21 protein-coding genes and 1 pseudogene are annotated in these 16,016 nt (G+C 38.5%); 4 read left to right on the forward strand and 18 right to left on the reverse strand.

The window, feature by feature from the left end:
- Positions 1-20 precede the first annotated feature (20 nt).
- The 6 genes from atpA to J1G47_RS11270 form a co-directional block, all read right to left on the reverse strand.
- Positions 21-1,562, reverse strand: coding sequence for a F0F1 ATP synthase subunit alpha (gene atpA, locus J1G47_RS11245; protein ID WP_005713634.1), 1,542 nt, complete (start codon positions 1,560-1,562; stop codon positions 21-23).
- Between the two features lie 12 nt (positions 1,563-1,574).
- Entirely contained in the window at positions 1,575-2,108 is a 534-nt protein-coding gene (gene atpH / locus J1G47_RS11250) for a F0F1 ATP synthase subunit delta (RefSeq protein ID WP_075592653.1), read from the reverse strand.
- 13 nt (positions 2,109-2,121) lie between these two features.
- The gene (atpF, locus tag J1G47_RS11255; RefSeq protein WP_005713636.1) at positions 2,122-2,592 is read right to left on the reverse strand and encodes a F0F1 ATP synthase subunit B; all 471 of its coding nucleotides are present in this window, start codon (positions 2,590-2,592) and stop codon (positions 2,122-2,124) included.
- A 61-nt stretch (positions 2,593-2,653) separates the two neighbouring features.
- On the reverse strand, positions 2,654-2,908 hold the full coding sequence (atpE, locus tag J1G47_RS11260) for a F0F1 ATP synthase subunit C (protein WP_005713637.1): 255 nt from the start codon (positions 2,906-2,908) through the stop codon (positions 2,654-2,656).
- A gap of 140 nt (positions 2,909-3,048) precedes the next feature.
- The gene (atpB, locus tag J1G47_RS11265) at positions 3,049-3,840 is read right to left on the reverse strand and encodes a F0F1 ATP synthase subunit A (protein WP_021114372.1); all 792 of its coding nucleotides are present in this window, start codon (positions 3,838-3,840) and stop codon (positions 3,049-3,051) included.
- 28 nt (positions 3,841-3,868) lie between these two features.
- Positions 3,869-4,255 carry an ATP synthase subunit I gene (locus J1G47_RS11270; RefSeq protein WP_010786470.1) on the reverse strand — a complete coding sequence of 129 codons (387 nt, stop codon included), beginning with the start codon at positions 4,253-4,255 and terminating at the stop codon, positions 3,869-3,871.
- Between the two features lie 423 nt (positions 4,256-4,678).
- Here J1G47_RS11270 and J1G47_RS11275 point away from each other — a divergent pair, with 423 nt between their 5' ends.
- The 3 genes and pseudogenes from J1G47_RS11275 to J1G47_RS11285 all read left to right on the forward strand — a co-directional run.
- Positions 4,679-6,541 carry an SLC13 family permease gene (locus tag J1G47_RS11275; RefSeq protein WP_041603168.1) on the forward strand — a complete coding sequence of 621 codons (1,863 nt, stop codon included), beginning with the start codon at positions 4,679-4,681 and terminating at the stop codon, positions 6,539-6,541.
- 117 nt (positions 6,542-6,658) lie between these two features.
- The gene (locus J1G47_RS11280; RefSeq protein WP_041603167.1) at positions 6,659-6,841 is read left to right on the forward strand and encodes a hypothetical protein; all 183 of its coding nucleotides are present in this window, start codon (positions 6,659-6,661) and stop codon (positions 6,839-6,841) included.
- Positions 6,808-7,062: pseudogene (locus J1G47_RS11285) on the forward strand (transposase); the annotation flags it as partial. The gene J1G47_RS11280 and the pseudogene J1G47_RS11285, both read left to right, overlap by 34 nt.
- A gap of 41 nt (positions 7,063-7,103) precedes the next feature.
- Here the strand turns inward: J1G47_RS11285 and J1G47_RS11290 are convergent.
- The 12 genes from J1G47_RS11290 to rpsJ all read right to left on the reverse strand — a co-directional run bounded on the left by J1G47_RS11290 (position 7,104) and on the right by rpsJ (position 14,780).
- A complete protein-coding gene (locus tag J1G47_RS11290; protein ID WP_075592262.1) occupies positions 7,104-9,515 on the reverse strand; it encodes a sialidase family protein in 2,412 nt (803 codons plus the stop codon).
- Positions 9,516-9,826: 311 nt separating this feature from the next.
- Positions 9,827-10,081, reverse strand: a complete 255-nt coding sequence (rpsQ, locus tag J1G47_RS11295) for a 30S ribosomal protein S17 (protein ID WP_005711180.1) — start codon at positions 10,079-10,081, stop codon at positions 9,827-9,829.
- Positions 10,081-10,272: a 50S ribosomal protein L29 gene (gene rpmC, locus J1G47_RS11300; RefSeq protein WP_005711179.1), complete on the reverse strand. Its 192-nt coding sequence runs from the start codon at positions 10,270-10,272 to the stop codon at positions 10,081-10,083. The genes rpsQ and rpmC overlap by 1 nt, the downstream gene beginning before the upstream one ends.
- Positions 10,272-10,682: a 50S ribosomal protein L16 gene (gene rplP, locus J1G47_RS11305; protein ID WP_006249357.1), complete on the reverse strand. Its 411-nt coding sequence runs from the start codon at positions 10,680-10,682 to the stop codon at positions 10,272-10,274. Before rplP ends, rpmC begins: the two co-directional genes overlap by 1 nt.
- A gap of 12 nt (positions 10,683-10,694) precedes the next feature.
- The gene (gene rpsC, locus J1G47_RS11310) at positions 10,695-11,399 is read right to left on the reverse strand and encodes a 30S ribosomal protein S3 (protein WP_010786465.1); all 705 of its coding nucleotides are present in this window, start codon (positions 11,397-11,399) and stop codon (positions 10,695-10,697) included.
- Positions 11,400-11,416: 17 nt separating this feature from the next.
- On the reverse strand, positions 11,417-11,749 hold the full coding sequence (gene rplV / locus J1G47_RS11315; protein WP_005706427.1) for a 50S ribosomal protein L22: 333 nt from the start codon (positions 11,747-11,749) through the stop codon (positions 11,417-11,419).
- Between the two features lie 10 nt (positions 11,750-11,759).
- Positions 11,760-12,035, reverse strand: a complete 276-nt coding sequence (gene rpsS / locus J1G47_RS11320) for a 30S ribosomal protein S19 (RefSeq protein WP_005539416.1) — start codon at positions 12,033-12,035, stop codon at positions 11,760-11,762.
- A 28-nt stretch (positions 12,036-12,063) separates the two neighbouring features.
- The gene (rplB, locus tag J1G47_RS11325) at positions 12,064-12,885 is read right to left on the reverse strand and encodes a 50S ribosomal protein L2 (protein ID WP_005711173.1); all 822 of its coding nucleotides are present in this window, start codon (positions 12,883-12,885) and stop codon (positions 12,064-12,066) included.
- Positions 12,886-12,905: 20 nt separating this feature from the next.
- On the reverse strand, positions 12,906-13,211 hold the full coding sequence (gene rplW, locus J1G47_RS11330) for a 50S ribosomal protein L23 (protein ID WP_005599290.1): 306 nt from the start codon (positions 13,209-13,211) through the stop codon (positions 12,906-12,908).
- The gene (gene rplD, locus J1G47_RS11335; protein WP_207326647.1) at positions 13,208-13,810 is read right to left on the reverse strand and encodes a 50S ribosomal protein L4; all 603 of its coding nucleotides are present in this window, start codon (positions 13,808-13,810) and stop codon (positions 13,208-13,210) included. The genes rplW and rplD overlap by 4 nt, the downstream gene beginning before the upstream one ends.
- A gap of 15 nt (positions 13,811-13,825) precedes the next feature.
- Positions 13,826-14,452, reverse strand: a complete 627-nt coding sequence (rplC, locus tag J1G47_RS11340) for a 50S ribosomal protein L3 (RefSeq protein WP_010786462.1) — start codon at positions 14,450-14,452, stop codon at positions 13,826-13,828.
- 16 nt (positions 14,453-14,468) lie between these two features.
- The gene (rpsJ, locus tag J1G47_RS11345; RefSeq protein ID WP_001181005.1) at positions 14,469-14,780 is read right to left on the reverse strand and encodes a 30S ribosomal protein S10; all 312 of its coding nucleotides are present in this window, start codon (positions 14,778-14,780) and stop codon (positions 14,469-14,471) included.
- Positions 14,781-15,238: 458 nt separating this feature from the next.
- Between rpsJ and J1G47_RS11350 the strand changes: the two genes are divergently transcribed.
- Complete coding sequence (locus J1G47_RS11350) at positions 15,239-15,877, forward strand: TfoX/Sxy family protein (protein WP_005711167.1); 639 nt, start codon at positions 15,239-15,241, stop codon at positions 15,875-15,877.
- Positions 15,878-16,016 lie beyond the last annotated feature (139 nt).

Raw genomic sequence — 16,016 nt, forward strand, 5'->3', positions numbered from 1 at the left:
TCTTTCTCCGCTAAAGTAGATTACCAAGCACTATTCTTTTTGAAACTATCTAAAATCTCGATTAATTTCGCTTTGATAGTGTCATTGAAATCGCCTGATTTACTTAAATCTTTCATAAACTCAGCATAATTTGCATTTGCATAAGCTAAAAGATTTGATTCAAATGAACCTACACGCTCAACTTCAACATCATCTAAATAACCAAATTCAGCTGCTGCAAGTGATAAACCTAATTGTGCCACAGACATTGGTTCGAATTGTTTCTGTTTAAGTAACTCTGTTACTTTTTGACCGTGTGAAAGTTGCTTACGTGTTGCATCATCAAGATCTGAAGCAAACTGAGCAAAGGCTGCTAATTCACGGTACTGAGCAAGTGCAGTACGGATACCACCCGCTAATTTCTTAACAAGTTTAGTTTGTGCAGAACCACCAACACGAGATACCGAAATACCTGGGTTCACCGCTGGACGAATACCTGCGTTAAAGAAGCTGGTTTCTAAGAAGATCTGACCATCGGTAATCGAAATTACGTTTGTTGGAACGAATGCTGAAACGTCACCTGCTTGGGTTTCAATAATTGGTAATGCGGTTAAAGAACCAGTTTGACCTTTTACTGCACCATTGGTGAAACGTTCTACATAATCTGCATTTACACGCGCAGCACGCTCAAGTAAACGAGAGTGTAGGTAGAATACGTCACCTGGGTAGGCTTCACGACCTGGTGGACGACGTAATAACAATGAAATTTGACGGTAAGCAACTGCTTGCTTAGATAAATCATCGTAAACGATTAACGCATCTTCACCACGGTCACGGAAATATTCACCCATCGCACAACCTGCATAAGGTGCTAAATATTGTAATGCAGCAGATTCTGATGCACTTGCTACTACCACGATAGTATTTTGTAATGCACCATGCTCTTCTAATTTACGTACCACGTTTGAAATTGTAGATGCTTTTTGACCGATAGCCACATAGATACATTTAATACCTGAATCACGTTGGTTAATGATCGCATCAATCGCTAATGCTGTTTTACCTGTTTGACGGTCACCGATGATTAACTCACGCTGACCACGACCGATTGGCACCATTGAGTCAACGGCTTTATAACCAGTTTGAACAGGTTGATCAACAGATTGACGGTCGATAACGCCCGGTGCAATCACTTCGATAGGAGAGAAACCGTCATTGTCGATTTCACCTTTACCATCGATTGGCTGACCTAATGTGTTTACTACACGACCTAATAAACCACGACCAACAGGTACTTCTAAAATACGGCCAGTACATTTCACTTCCATACCTTCTGCTAAATCTGCGTATGGACCCATTACTACTGCACCAACTGAATCTCTTTCTAAGTTTAAAGCAATCGCATAACGATTGCCTGGTAATGCAATCATCTCACCTTGCATTACATCAGCGAGACCGTGGATACGAATAACCCCGTCGCTGACTGAAACGATTGTACCAGTACTTTGTGCTTCACTGACCACATTGAACTGTGCAATACGTTTTTTAATCAATTCACTAATTTCTGTAGAATTTAGTTGCATTTTCTATTCCTCTTACAAGCACAACTCTTGGCTCAAACGATTTAACTGACCACGACTACTACCATCAACGACAATATCATCGTAACGAATAATAACGCCTGCAATTAATGACGCATCGATACTTGTCGTAATTCGAACTTCACTATTTAGCTTTTGTTTCATCGCGTTAGCGATTTTATCTTCCTGTGCTTTTGTTAAAGATGTTGCTGATGTAACAAACACATCTTTAACGGACTCATACTCGGCACGGATTTGATTAAAACTAGCAAATACTGAAGGTAACGCCGAAAGACGCTTATTCTCAGCCATAACTCGAATGAAATTTTGCCCATATTGATCGAGTTGATCACCGCAAATTGCGATAAAGGTATCGGCAACTTGAGTGGCTGCAGAAGATGAATGAATAAAATGTTGCACATCTTCATTTTCAGCAACCAATGCAGAAAACTGTAACATTTCCTGCCATTTATCTAACTGACCTTGTTCTAAAGCAAAATCAAAAGCTGCTTTAGCATAGGGGCGAGCTACTGTTGTTAATTGTGACATCTGCCCCCCTTAATTATAATTCTGCAACTAGCTTATCAATGATGTCATTGTTTGCCGCTGCATCAACAGAACGACCCACAATTTTCTCAGCACCAGCAACCGCCAATGCAGCTACTTTTTGACGAAGTTCTTCTTGAACACGGCGACGCTCATTTTCCACTTCTGCGTAACCTTGCTCAATAATTTTCGCTTTCTCTGCTTCAGCTTCTGCTTGAACAGATTCTAAAATTTCATTGCGACGTTTTGTTGCTAAATCAATGATATGTTGCGCTTCTTCACGAGCTTTAGCGAGCTCTTGCTCAACTAAAACTTTAGTATCAGCTTGTTCTTGCTTCGCTTTCTCAGCACTTGCAAGAGCGTCTGCAATATTTGCTTGACGCGTTTCAATCGCTTTAATAAGCGGTGGCCATACAAACTTCATACAGAACCACACAAACAGTGCGAATGCAATCAGTTGGCCTATTAGTGTTGCATTTAAGTTCACAACGCCCTCCTTAAGTCGGCTAAGTTACTCTTGAGTAACTACGGTTAAAAACAAATCCGACTTATTTCAATAAATCAATGAACGGGTTTGCGAAGATGAAAAGTAAAGAAATACCTACTGCAATCATTGCAATCGCATCAAGAAGACCTGCAACGATAAACATTTTAGTTTGTAAGCTACTTGCTAATTCTGGTTGACGAGCAGAAGACTCTAAGAATTTACCACCTAAGATAGCGAAGCCAATTGCAGTACCTAATGCTGCGAAAGCAAGTAGGATTGATGCACCAATAATAGTTGCTGTAATTACAGTTTCCATAATGTTCTCCATAAAAGTAAGGAAAGTAGCCTTACGGCTAGGGTTAATAAAAAAGTTTCAATAAATATGATCGGGTTTCACAAGCGGTCTAATCTTTGCAAAATTTTGCATAAAAGTGACCGCTCACCAATCCAGTTTGTTTAGTGATCCGCTTTATTATAAGCAATACTCAAGTAAACAATCGTTAGCATCATAAAGATAAAGGCTTGTAACGTAATAACCAAAATATGGAAAATCGCCCAAGCTAAGTGTAACGGCAAACCTAATGCTTGAAGCAAGAAGTTATCCGCCATATACATTACTGCAATCAGGATAAAAATTAACTCACCTGCATACATATTACCGAATAAACGGAATGCAAGAGAAATCGGTTTCGCCAATAACGTTACGATCTCAAGTACAAAGTTTACAGGAATAAATGCCCAGTGGTTAAATGGGTGAAGCGTATATTCTTTAACAAAACCAGAAAAACCTTTCGATTTAATGGTGTAAAAAATAATTAAACAGAACACACAAATCGCCATACCTAAGGTTGCACTAATGTCTGCTGTTGGAACAGCACGCAAATAGTCAATCCCTAATAACTCTGCAAATTGTGGTGGATAATCCACAGGAATTAAGTCGATAGCATTCATCACGAACACCCAGCAGAACACAGTTAAAGCTAAAGGTGCAACCACCTCACGACTACCGTGGAAGTTATCTTTAACCAAACCATCAACCCACTCGACAATCATTTCAACAAAACATTGAAATTTACCTGGTACGCCATCTGTTGCATTCTTCGCCACACGAGAGAAGAAAAAGAGGAAAATTGCACCTGCTACTAATGAGAAAAACAGAGTATCTAAATGCACATTCCAAAAACCGTCCCCTGTTTTCAAGAACGATAAGTGGTGACCAATATAGTCAGCCGTTGTTTGACCAGCCATAGTTTATCCTTTTGAAATTAAAAGAAATTTATTTTGAATGCCACTTCAATGCAATAGGCAGAAGACTATTACAAAGAATTATAAAAAAGAACCCACAAAAAAACGAAACATAGTGCATAGCACCATAACTTTTAAATGCCACTACAATCACAACAATCGTCGTAAGCCATTTCAGCCCTTCCCCACGATAAAAAGCGGTCATATTTTGGGGATTTATTACCGACTGACGAAAAAACACCCAATACACAAACACACAATGCGGAAGCAACGCCGCAATTTCCCCTAATAATAACGAAATAAAGCGATTTAAGCCCAACCCAATCCCCACTACTCCTGCTATGCAGAACAGCAGAATTAACTCGATACCGAGTGCTTTTTGATAAAGTTGTTTCGTTTGTCGAAGAACCGCAGACATTTTTAACTAAAACCTAATAAAAAAGTAAACGATTTCTTTGTGTAAACTAATCTAAAGTTACGCAATCAAAATCTTCCGAATTATACGCAGATTGACCAAAATTGCCAACCTGTAAACCCTGCAAAAATTTCGGTTACTTAACATTTTTATAAAAAAATTAACATTCTTATGCTTTTAGAAATAAATATCCCTGATATTATTTGCGACATAATGTATTTTCATATGCTATTAAGAAAAAGTTAATAATTTTGTTGGTAAAAGCCCAAAGGGCTCTTGTGAACACTTCAATATAACCAATTAAATTCTAGCGAGAGCACCTAATAGAGATATGCCAAATTTTTTAGTGGAATTTGAGAAAACTCCCTGTTAATTTTCTGAAAATCGGTATAATCAAACTGTTGTTCAACTTCCTTGATAATGCTTATGCAACCGATACTTTATTCCCTCCCTGATTTTCTCTTATCGCCACTGTTTTGGGTGCTTGCCTTATTGGTATTTGCAATTTGGCAGTTCATTCGCAATAAATTACGAATGGATATTGTTGCCTTACTCGTTATTGCCTTTTTTAGTCTAAGTGGCATTCTTTCGGTCAATGAGGTGTTTGCTGGATTAAGTGATCCGAATGTGATTTTGATTGCTTTGCTCTTTATTGTGGGTGAGGGACTGGTAAGAACAGGGATTGCCTATCAGGTGAGTGAGTGGCTAATGCGTGTTGCAGGGGCAAGCGAAGTTAAGGTTTTAGTGTTGTTGATGTTATCTATTGCCGGGCTTGGCTCTTTTATGAGTTCAACGGGGATTGTGGCTATTTTTATTCCTGTGGTGTTGGCAATTTGTTCGGGTATGGGGATTTCTCCGAAACGCTTAATGATGCCACTGAGTTTTGCTGGGCTTATTAGCGGTATGATGACCTTAATTGCGACACCGCCCAACCTTGTGGCTAACTCTGAATTAGTTAAAGCAGGACATCAAGGTTTTGGTTTCTTCAGTTTTACACCGATTGGCGTTTCGGTCTTGGTGCTGGGGATTGTTTATATGCTTTTTGCTCGCCGTTGGTTAGATAATGGCGAAACAGTCCGCACTGAAAATAAAAATGGTTCATCAATGCAACAGCTTATTGCGGAATATAATTTAACTGGGCGGGCAAAAATGGTGGTGATCGATGCTGGTTCATCATTGATTGGAAAAACGATCAATGAATTAAATCTCCGCCGCGAGTATGGGCTAAATATCGTTGCTATTCAACGTGTTAAACGTTTAAGAACGCTTTCTATTGCCGCCTATGGTACGGAAACTTTGCAAGAAAAAGATATTCTGTTGATGGATATTAATATTGATTTAGACCGCTTTTTGCAACGGTGTGAGGACTTTGGTTTACGCATAATTGAGTTGAAAGGGGACTATTTCTCAGAACACGCAAAATCTGTTGGAATGGCGGAATTTTCGATTATGCCTGAAGCAGGAAGTATCGGAAAAAGTATTAGTGAACTTAAATTGCGTTCTACCTATGGCTTAAGTGTCGTCGGGTTAAAACGTGGGGATACATTGATTGAAGATAATCTGATTTCAACCCCGTTAGAATTTGGTGATACCTTGCTGATTATGGGGGTATGGAATAATTTGCTCAAACTCGATCACAATAACCGTGACTTCTTCCTACTCAAAGCTCCCGAAGAGAGCAAACACGCAGCACCAGCGATTAGCCAAGCACCTCACGCAATTTTTTCGATTGTCACAATGGTGGTGTTGATGATTACAGGGTTAGTGCCGAATGTGATTGCGGCTTTGATTGCCTGTTTGATGTTGGGCAAATTCCGTTGTGTTGATATGAAAAGTGCTTACGAATCAATCCATTGGCCGAGTATTGTTTTAATTGTCGGTATGATGCCATTTTCCATTGCATTACAAAAAACAGGCGGGATCGATCTGATTGTTCAAATGCTCACTGAGATTATGCAAGGCTTAGGGGTGCATTTTGTGTTGATGGTGTTATTTATTTTTACCGCCATCATCAATGCCTTTATCTCAAATACAGCCACTGCAATTTTAGTAATGCCGATTGCCATTGCTATCGCACAACAGCTAAATTTTTCGCCAGTACCATTTGCAATGATTGTCGCTATTTCAGCCTCAGCCTCTTTTATTACCCCCGTTTCATCTCCTGTGAATACGATGGTACTTGCACCAAGTGGCTATAGTTTTATGGATTTTGTGAAAGTAGGATTACCGTTTACGCTTTTGGTAATGCTGTTAGCAGTATTTTTGGTGCCGATGTTGTTTCCGCTTTGATTATTTTATATTCATTGTTTGATCTTCCAATGATTCACGCTCCCCAAGAGAGCCTCTCCCACAATTTGTGTAAATACCTGTTTCTGAGATAATACATTCAGACACAGGTATTTTATTATGAACGAAAAACAACTTCACGCCTTGGAAGCGGAATTTGCCAAAAATCTAAAAACACCAGAAGACCTCAATCAATTTTCACGGATGCTCAAGAAAATTACCGTCGAGGCCGCGTTAAATAGTGAACTGACCGACCATCTTGGTTATCTAAAACGAAAATTCAGCTTTGCATTGTGCATTTAGTGCGTAACAGCTTGAAATTCGTTTCGTGGAAAGATTACAAAGCCGTCACCGCAGATTTAAAGCAGGTTTATCAGGCCCCGACGGATGATTCAGTTTTCAAAGTGATTTGGCTTGCGATTAAAGATGCATCAAAAAAATGGACAATGCCGATTCAGAACTGGAAACTGGCGATGAATCGATTTATGATTGATTTTGGTGATCGCTTAGACGATCACCGTTAAGTTGAAATGGGTGTTTACACAGAATTTGGGATAGGGTCTAGTTACCAAGTATAACTGATATCTACACCTAAATTTACATTAGAATATTGACTACCATATTTTTGCAATTCTAATGTTGAACCTACTTTCAATCCATTTGAAAAAGCTTTATTAATACTAGTTGCCAATCCATAAATTGTATTATGTGAACTAATTTTATATACATTACTCTTATCATTAGATTGAGATAGTTTCAGACTGTCATTGATGAATGCAATATTTGGTCGGATATTTACATTAATATCATTTATCTTATACATAAGATTCACACCAACATCTCCAGCATAAACTGTTCTCTTATTAACAGCGACATCCTGATCTAACAATGTTCTATTGGAACGAGAAATATAGGCACCAAACGAAGGACTCACACTCAGATCTTCACTCAATCTAAGTTGATAAGCATAGTTCAAATAAAGATCAACATTGTTATTACGTTCAATAAAGTCTTGGTGTTTTACGCCACGGTAACGAATAAAACCAGCAATCTGATGATTATCCAGTTGATATTTTGCTCTCATACCAACATGATAACTTTTTTGATGTTTATTGCCATATTCAAAAAACAATCCAGCCTGAACTTTTTCACTAACCGTCTTATTTCCACCTAAAGAGAGCTTATTATATTTTGAACCTCCACTATAATGAGCAAAAACATCATCAAAGGAGCGATACAAAATATCATGGTTGTATTCATTTAAATGCTTAGCCTGCTCAATATATTTGGTAAAGTCCAATGGATTATTCAAAGCTAAAAACATGGTATACAAGCTATCATATAAATCATGAACACCTAAATAATTGACATTTGTTGTATTCTTAGATTCTGAAATAGTATTAATAGATGCTAATGCATCTTGGAAATTCTTAAGATTGGATGGTAAAGCCTTTTCAAAAGAAACCGCTTGTTGACTTAATGCAAAGCTTTTGAGTTTTAATTCTGACATAGCTTGATCAAGAGCGTTAGACTGTGCTATTGCATTATCATTTGCCCTACGAAGTTTAGCAATCAATTCGTCTTTTTGCCCCTGATTCAAATGCATTAAAGCATTAATTTTTTCAACATCAGGTTCAATTTCATCAGGAAGATTCCATTCAAGGGCTTTAGCTTGAATATCTGTCATATATTGTGTCAAATTTTTTACAGTAATATTTCCATCATCCTCATAAGCAACAAATAAATTTCCCTCTTTATAAGCCAAAGATGAATAACCAGCACCCGCTGCATTTCCAGAACCAGGTCTGATAATAGCCACCTCATATACATGTGATGGATCTTTTGCATCTAGCATCCAAAGAGCAAGGTTACCCCTAGCCCAGTTATCATTATTACCATTAGGTTTTGAAACGAGCAATACTCTCCTACCGTTTGGCAAGGTAACATAAATTGATGAGCCTTGAGTTGGTTGGGCTGTACTAGAACCAAAACTCGCAGGTTCATAAGCATGCCAACTCTTACCCATATCTTCTGTATAGTATGCCCATCGTTTATCTGCTTGAGTTCCTCTTACTCTCTTCTCCCTTCCAACCATAATTAATTTATTCCCCATCTCAAAAACCATATTCTCTAAAGAGCTTTGATTCGGTGCTGGAAGATCCGTTGTTTCTGGCATTTCCCAAGTTTTTCCATTATCTTTAGAATACATAATGGTTGCTGCAATACCATTATTATGAGCAGTTTGTATTGGAAATACTAATGTTCCATTACGCATCACAATACCAGAACCAACACCTCCTAAAAAACTAACTACTGGGTTATTTGGACCTTTACTTACTTTAGAAAAAACATCGGGGTTACTTAATTTACTAAATTCAGCATTTTTCTCCCAAGTTTTCCCTCCATCTATAGACTTATAAATGGTTGTAGCCCAAATATTATTTTGAAAATAGTTGAAACGATCTTGATACCAATTTCTATTACCTGTAGCCCAAGTCCCATGCATAGCATAGATACTACCATCTATACTGTTATACAAAATTGTAGGATCCATAGCTCTTCGCAAAGGCATTTTAGAATCATTAAATGTCCAAGCTGTTTTACTTAACCAAGTATTTCCTCCATCTTCTGAAATGGATACTCCTGGATCGATTCTATCTTGATCATATGCTCTGTTCCATCTTAAATCATACATAACAACCATTTTATTATCATCTGTAATGGTCATTGCTGGAATACGGCTATAATATAGAGGTACTGTTCCAGGAGCCTCTCCATTAGGACCTATACCAGGCCATAATCGTCCTTCTTCAGCTACCGTAAAATTATCCTGACCTACTCGTTTAGTTATATGAGTTAGATTCTCGTTTAAATCGCTTTTCCAGAACGTAGTAGCATGCAAATTAGATGCTAATGCTAGAAAAATCAATGAAGGTACAAAACTGCATTTAACATTTTTAGATAATCTTCTTTTCATTTTTTCGTCTTTGCTTTAAATAATTAAAATTTACGGATACAGCAAAAAAACAACATAGGAATATATGAAAATTAGCTGTACCCCCTCCATATTTTCACAAACGCATTAAACTACTAAATACACTAAAAATCTGTGATATAGTTAACATTTTTGAAATAATTCTCTATATTAATATAAAAATATGTAGCTTTGCTACAAGTTTACTTTATTAAGGAAAACACATAAATGTAAAGAAAAGATACATTTAGCAATCGTGAAAAAAAACAAAAAACCCCAGCATTTCTGCTAGGGGTTTTAATTTTTATTGTTGATTAAGCTACTGCTTTTTCAACAACACGAACTAAAGTATGAGATTTAGTTTTAGAGAGTGGGCGACACTCTTTAACTTCAACTACATCGCCTAATTTAGCTTCGTTATTTTCATCGTGTACGTGTAATTTTGTTGTACGACGGATAAACTTACCATAAATTGGGTGTTTAACTGTGCGTTCGATAGCAACTACAAATGATTTGTCCATTTTGTCGCTAACAACTTTACCTTGTACTGTACGAATTTTATCAGTCATTACTCACCCGCCTTTTCGGTTAATACAGTTTTAACTTGTGCAATGCTACGACGCACTTGTTTTAACTGGTGGGTTTGTTGAAGCTGACCGGTGGCTGCTTGCATACGCAATTTGAACTGTTCACCTAAAAGGTTCACTAATTCACCATTCAGCTCTTCAACACTTTTGTTACGTAGTTCTTGAGCTTTCATTACATCACCGTCTTAGTTACAAATGTGGTTTTGAACGGAAGTTTAGCTGCTGCTAATGCGAATGCATTGCGTGCAACTTCTTCAGATACACCATCCATTTCATAGAGAACTTTACCCGGCTGGATTAAGGCTACCCAGTACTCTACGTTACCTTTACCTTTACCCATACGGACTTCTAATGGTTTTTCAGTAATTGGTTTGTCTGGGAACACACGGATCCAGATTTTACCTTGACGTTTTACTGCACGGCTCATCGCACGACGCGCTGCTTCGATTTGACGAGCTGTTAAACGACCACGACCAATTGCTTTTAAGCCGAATGAACCGAAGCTCACTTCTGTACCGCCCGCGATACCACGGTTACGGCCTTTGTGTACTTTACGGAATTTTGTACGTTTTGGTTGTAACATTCAGTGATCTCCTTATTTACGACCTTTGCGAGCTGGCTTTTTAGGCTGTGCCGCTGGTTCTTTCTCAGATTCAATCACTGCAGCCATTCCACCAAGAATTTCACCTTTGAAGATCCACACTTTAACGCCGATTACGCCGTAAGTTGTGTGAGCTTCAGCTGTGTTATAGTCGATGTCAGCACGAAGAGTATGTAGAGGCACGCGACCTTCACGATACCATTCTGAACGTGCGATTTCTGCACCACCTAAACGACCGCTTACTTCAACTTTGATACCTTTAGCACCTAAACGCATTGCGTTTTGTACCGCACGTTTCATTGCACGACGGAACATTACACGACGCTCAAGTTGAGCAGCAATGCTATCTGCAACTAATTTTGCATCTAGCTCTGGTTTTTTCACTTCAGAAATGTTGATTTGTGCAGGAACGCCAGCAATTTTAGATACTGCGTTTCTTAATTTTTCAACATCTTCGCCTTTTTTACCGATAACGATACCTGGGCGAGCTGTGTGAATAGTTACACGAATGCTTTTTGCTGGACGCTCGATAGTAATACGAGATACAGACGCGTTCGCTAACTCTTTGTTTAAAAATTGACGTACTTTGAAATCGCCTTCTAAGTTATCAGCGAAATCTTGTGTATTCGCGAACCAAGTAGAGCTCCAAGGCTTAACAATACCAAGGCGAATACCATGTGGATGTACTTTCTGACCCATTGCTATTCTCCTACTGATTAACGATCTGACACTACCACAGTGATGTGGCTAGTACGTTTTAAAATACGATCTGCACGACCTTTAGCACGTGGCATAACACGTTTCATGCTTGGACCTTCATCAACGAAAATCTTCGCAACTTTAAGATCATCGACATCTGCACCGTCATTGTGCTCTGCGTTTGCGATAGCTGACTCTAAAACTTTCTTCACTAAAGCTGCTGCTTTTTTGTTAGTGAAAGTTAAGATTTCTAATGCTGCAGAAACTTTCTTACCACGGATTAAATCAGCAACTAAGCGAGCTTTTTGTGCAGAAGTACGAGCGTAACGATGTTTTGCAATAGTTTCCATCTTTTACCTCTTATTTCTTAGCTTTCTTATCTGCGGCGTGACCGCGGTATGTACGAGTCGGTGCAAATTCACCTAATTTATGACCGATCATTTCATCAGAAACATAAACTGGAACATGCTGACGACCATTATGGACTGCGATGGTCAATCCGATCATTGATGGAATGATCATTGAACGACGGGACCAAGTTTTGATTGGTTTTTTATCCCCGCTTTCCACCGCCTTCTCTACCTTCTTCAACAAGTGTAGGTCAAGGAAAGGACCCTTCTTGAGAGAACGTGGCATGGCTTATCCTCTTTAATTAATTAAAAAATTATTTGCCACGACGACGTACGATGAATTTATCAGTACGTTTGTTGTGACGAGTTTTCTTACCTTTGGTTTGAACGCCCCAAGGTGTAACAGGGTGTTTACCGAAGTTACGACCTTCACCACCACCGTGTGGGTGGTCTACTGGGTTCATCGCAGTACCACGAACGGTTGGACGAATACCTCTCCAACGGTTTGCACCTGCTTTACCAAGTACGCGAAGCATATGCTCTGAGTTACCTACTTCACCGATGGTTGCAGAACACTCAGCTAATACTTTACGCATTTCGCCTGAACGAAGACGTAAAGTTACATAGTTACCTTCACGTGCGATAATTTGCACATATGCACCAGCAGAACGAGCGATTTGACCGCCTTTACCTGGTTTTAATTCTACGTTATGAACAGTAGAACCTACTGGGATATTACGCATTGGTAATGAGTTACCTACTTTAATTGGCGCTGAAGCACCCGCTTGGATCGTATCACCTGCAGCTAAGCCTTTTGGTGCTAAGATGTAACGGCGTTCACCATCTTTATAAAGTACTAATGCGATATTCGCAGAACGGTTTGGATCGTATTCTAAACGCTCAACAACAGCTGGAATGTCTAATTTGTTACGTTTGAAGTCAATTAAACGGTAGTGTTGTTTGTGTCCGCCACCGATGTGACGAGTAGTGATACGACCTAAGTTGTTACGACCACCTGTTTTAGATTTAGTATCTAAAAGTGCTGCAAAAGGTTTACCTTTGTGAAGCTCAGTATTAACAACTTTAACTACATGACGACGACCAGCGGAGGTCGGCTTACATTTAACGATAGCCATAGTTTTCTATTCCTCCGAAATTACTCTGCCGCACCTTCAACGAAGTCAAGTGATTGACCTTCTTGAAGAGTTACATAAGCTTTTTTCCAGTCACTACGACGACCTGATTTTGCACCGTGACGTTTAGTTTTACCTTTAACAACCACTGTACGAACAGAATCTACTTTAACTTCGAAAAGTTGCTCAACCGCGTTCGCAATTTCCACTTTGTTAGCGTCTAATGCTACTTTGAATACGATTGTGTTGCCTTTTTCTGCGTTATTTGTCGCTTTCTCAGAGATATGTGGTGCTTTAAGCACTTTTAGCAAACGTTCTTGTTGAATCATGCTAACATCTCCTCAATTTGTTTTACTGCATCAACAGTGATAACCACTTTATCGAAAGCGATTAAGCTTACTGGATCGATACCTTGTACATCACGTACATCAACTTTGTATAAGTTACGTGCTGCTAAGAATAGGTTTTCATCTAAGCTTGCAGTGATGATAAGAGCGTCAGTTAACGCCATATCTTTTAATTTTTGTACTAAAACTTTGGTTTTTGGTGCATCGATTTCGAATTTATCAACAACCACTAAACGGTCTTGACGAACTAATTCAGAAAGAATGCTTTTAATTGCACCACGGTACATTTTCTTGTTCACTTTTTGGCTGTGATCTTGTGGTTTCGCTGCGAAAGTTACACCACCTGAACGCCAGATTGGTGATTTGATATCACCTGAACGAGCGCGATCTGTACCTTTTTGACGCCAAGGTTTTTTGCCTGAACCAGACACTTCAGCACGAGTTTTTTGTGCGCGTGTACCTTGACGAGCACCTGCTGCATAAGCAACAACTACTTGGTGGATTAACGCTTCGTTAAACTCACGTCCGAAGGTAGTTTCAGAAACGCTGAGTGCTGTCGCACCTACAACTTGTAATTCCATCTCTATCTCCTAGACTTATGCTTTAACTGCTGGTTTAACAATAACATCACTATTAGTTGCACCAGGTACAGAACCTTTAACTAATAATAATTTACGCTCAGCATCTACACGAACAACTTCAAGTGATTGAACGGTTACACGCTCAGCACCTAAGTGCCCAGCCATTTTTTTACCTTTAAACACACGGCCTGGAGTTTGGTTTTGACCAATAGAACCAAGTACACGGTGTGATAAAGAGTTACCGTGAGTAGCATCTTGAGTACGGAAGTTCCAACGTTTAACACCACCTTGGAAACCTTTACCTTTTGATGTACCAGTAACATCTACTTTTTTAACATCTGTGAAGATGTCTACGTTGATTTCTTGACCTAAAGTGAATTCTTCACCTTCAGTACGAAATTCCCATAAACCGCGACCAGCTTCAACACCTGCTTTAACGAAATGACCTGCTTCAGGCTTAGTTACACGACTTGCTTTTTTAGAGCCAGTAGTAACTTGAACTGCAGTATAGCCATCGTTTTCAAGAGTTTTAACTTGAGTCACACGGTTGGCTTCGATTTCGATAACGGTAACTGGAATTGACACGCCATCTTCATTGAAGATACGGGTCATACCAACTTTACGACCGACTAAACCAATCATTGTAATAACCTCTTAATTAACCTAGGCTGATCTGCACGTCAACGCCGGCAGCCAAATCTAAACGCATTAATGCATCAACAGTTTTTTCTGTTGGCTCTACGATATCTACTAAACGTTTGTGTGTACGAATTTCGTATTGGTCACGCGCGTCTTTGTTTACGTGTGGAGAAATCAACACGGTGAAACGTTCTTTACGAGTTGGTAAAGGAATCGGACCACGAACTTGTGCACCAGTACGTTTAGCTGTTTCTACGATCTCCGCAGTAGATTGATCAATTAAACGATGATCAAATGCTTTTAAGCGGATACGGATTCTTTGGTTCTGCATTAGACCAGAGCTCCATTAAAATTTAGCTAATAAAAAACTGAACCACCGCTTAACAAATTAAATTAAGGGGGGCACAGTCATACCTTGTTATAGTTTCCAAATCGGAAACATTGTTACGTACTACCTTATCGGTAATACCACTTGATAAATGATTACACCAAGCGACTTAGACTACAATGTCAAAAGTGGCGAGATTCTACCTAACTCTTTTATCTTTTGCAAGTGAAATTTGCCCAACAGCCTTAAATAACCATAAATTTACAAACACGAAAAGCTCAAAATTCAAACAAATAGGTGTTTTTTTATTCTAAATATTGGTTTTTTTTCTGATTTTTCGACGAGTGTCACAAAAATATTCTTGTTATTTCATTGCATTATTTGGCTGAAAAGCGATTATCTTATTTGAGTGTAAATAACGCTCATTTCCTAATCAAGATGTATAATTAATTGAGGTGTATATGAAATACATTGATGCAAAAACACAACATATCCGTAATCTTCTTTACCCAATCATTGGCGAAACGAAAGCAAAAACCTATTTTTCCTATTATGGAATAATGAAAGATAAAGCTATGTTTGCTTTATACAAAGATGATAAATTCTATCTACACATACCAAATCATTGCTTAGAGGAAAACATAGCTAAAAATTTATCTCTTCTTCTCGACTCTCAGACTGGCATTAATCTAAAATCCTTCTATTTAATCCCTCCCGATCTACTTAATGACTTACAACAAGTTTCACATTGGGTCGTCGAAAGTGTGAAAGATATTCTCCATACGAAACAAAATCAGTATATGGAAAAGAAAAAATGTATTCGGACGCTGCCGAATATGACAATACAACTCGAAAGGACATTAAAAAAACTAGGTGTCTACTCTATTGATGATTTAGTAGATAGAGGCGAGATTGATATTTTCGTCAACCTCCTTAAAATAGGTGTTGATGCTGATCAAGCTTTATTATTTCGACTTCATGGAGCAATAAATCGACAATATATCTATACGATTTCAGACAAAACAAAGCAGAATTTACTCAATGATGCAGATAATGCCTTGTATGCTGCTGGACTCCGAAAGCGATTTAATACTAGATAAAATATAATTCCATATTGGATTTATGATCCATATCACAAAAACTAAAAAAACGGACAAGGAATGGAGCAATTTCCATTCCTTTCTTTTTCCTAGAATGCTAGGATTTACTCATTGATTTTATTATTTTATTCCACTAGGA

Origin of the sequence: Glaesserella parasuis (assembly GCF_017352235.1) — a bacterium.
In the GTDB taxonomy this organism is placed as follows: domain Bacteria; phylum Pseudomonadota; class Gammaproteobacteria; order Enterobacterales; family Pasteurellaceae; genus Glaesserella; species Glaesserella parasuis.

Excerpts from the sequence above, each read along its gene's own strand:
- atpA (WP_005713634.1), bottom strand. The coding sequence starts at position 1,562 with ATGCAACTAAATTCTACAGAAATTAGTGAATTGATTAAAAAACGTATT.
- atpH (WP_075592653.1), bottom strand. The coding sequence starts at position 2,108 with ATGTCACAATTAACAACAGTAGCTCGCCCCTATGCTAAAGCAGCTTTT.
- atpE (WP_005713637.1), bottom strand. The coding sequence starts at position 2,908 with ATGGAAACTGTAATTACAGCAACTATTATTGGTGCATCAATCCTACTT.
- atpB (WP_021114372.1), bottom strand. The coding sequence starts at position 3,840 with ATGGCTGGTCAAACAACGGCTGACTATATTGGTCACCACTTATCGTTC.
- J1G47_RS11270 (WP_010786470.1), bottom strand. The coding sequence starts at position 4,255 with ATGTCTGCGGTTCTTCGACAAACGAAACAACTTTATCAAAAAGCACTC.
- J1G47_RS11275 (WP_041603168.1), top strand. The coding sequence starts at position 4,679 with ATGCAACCGATACTTTATTCCCTCCCTGATTTTCTCTTATCGCCACTG.
- J1G47_RS11280 (WP_041603167.1), top strand. The coding sequence starts at position 6,659 with ATGAACGAAAAACAACTTCACGCCTTGGAAGCGGAATTTGCCAAAAAT.
- J1G47_RS11290 (WP_075592262.1), bottom strand. The coding sequence starts at position 9,515 with ATGAAAAGAAGATTATCTAAAAATGTTAAATGCAGTTTTGTACCTTCA.
- rpsQ (WP_005711180.1), bottom strand. The coding sequence starts at position 10,081 with ATGACTGATAAAATTCGTACAGTACAAGGTAAAGTTGTTAGCGACAAA.
- rpmC (WP_005711179.1), bottom strand. The coding sequence starts at position 10,272 with ATGAAAGCTCAAGAACTACGTAACAAAAGTGTTGAAGAGCTGAATGGT.
- rplP (WP_006249357.1), bottom strand. The coding sequence starts at position 10,682 with ATGTTACAACCAAAACGTACAAAATTCCGTAAAGTACACAAAGGCCGT.
- rpsC (WP_010786465.1), bottom strand. The coding sequence starts at position 11,399 with ATGGGTCAGAAAGTACATCCACATGGTATTCGCCTTGGTATTGTTAAG.
- rplV (WP_005706427.1), bottom strand. The coding sequence starts at position 11,749 with ATGGAAACTATTGCAAAACATCGTTACGCTCGTACTTCTGCACAAAAA.
- rpsS (WP_005539416.1), bottom strand. The coding sequence starts at position 12,035 with ATGCCACGTTCTCTCAAGAAGGGTCCTTTCCTTGACCTACACTTGTTG.
- rplB (WP_005711173.1), bottom strand. The coding sequence starts at position 12,885 with ATGGCTATCGTTAAATGTAAGCCGACCTCCGCTGGTCGTCGTCATGTA.
- rplW (WP_005599290.1), bottom strand. The coding sequence starts at position 13,211 with ATGATTCAACAAGAACGTTTGCTAAAAGTGCTTAAAGCACCACATATC.
- rplD (WP_207326647.1), bottom strand. The coding sequence starts at position 13,810 with ATGGAATTACAAGTTGTAGGTGCGACAGCACTCAGCGTTTCTGAAACT.
- rplC (WP_010786462.1), bottom strand. The coding sequence starts at position 14,452 with ATGATTGGTTTAGTCGGTCGTAAAGTTGGTATGACCCGTATCTTCAAT.
- rpsJ (WP_001181005.1), bottom strand. The coding sequence starts at position 14,780 with ATGCAGAACCAAAGAATCCGTATCCGCTTAAAAGCATTTGATCATCGT.
- J1G47_RS11350 (WP_005711167.1), top strand. The coding sequence starts at position 15,239 with ATGAAATACATTGATGCAAAAACACAACATATCCGTAATCTTCTTTAC.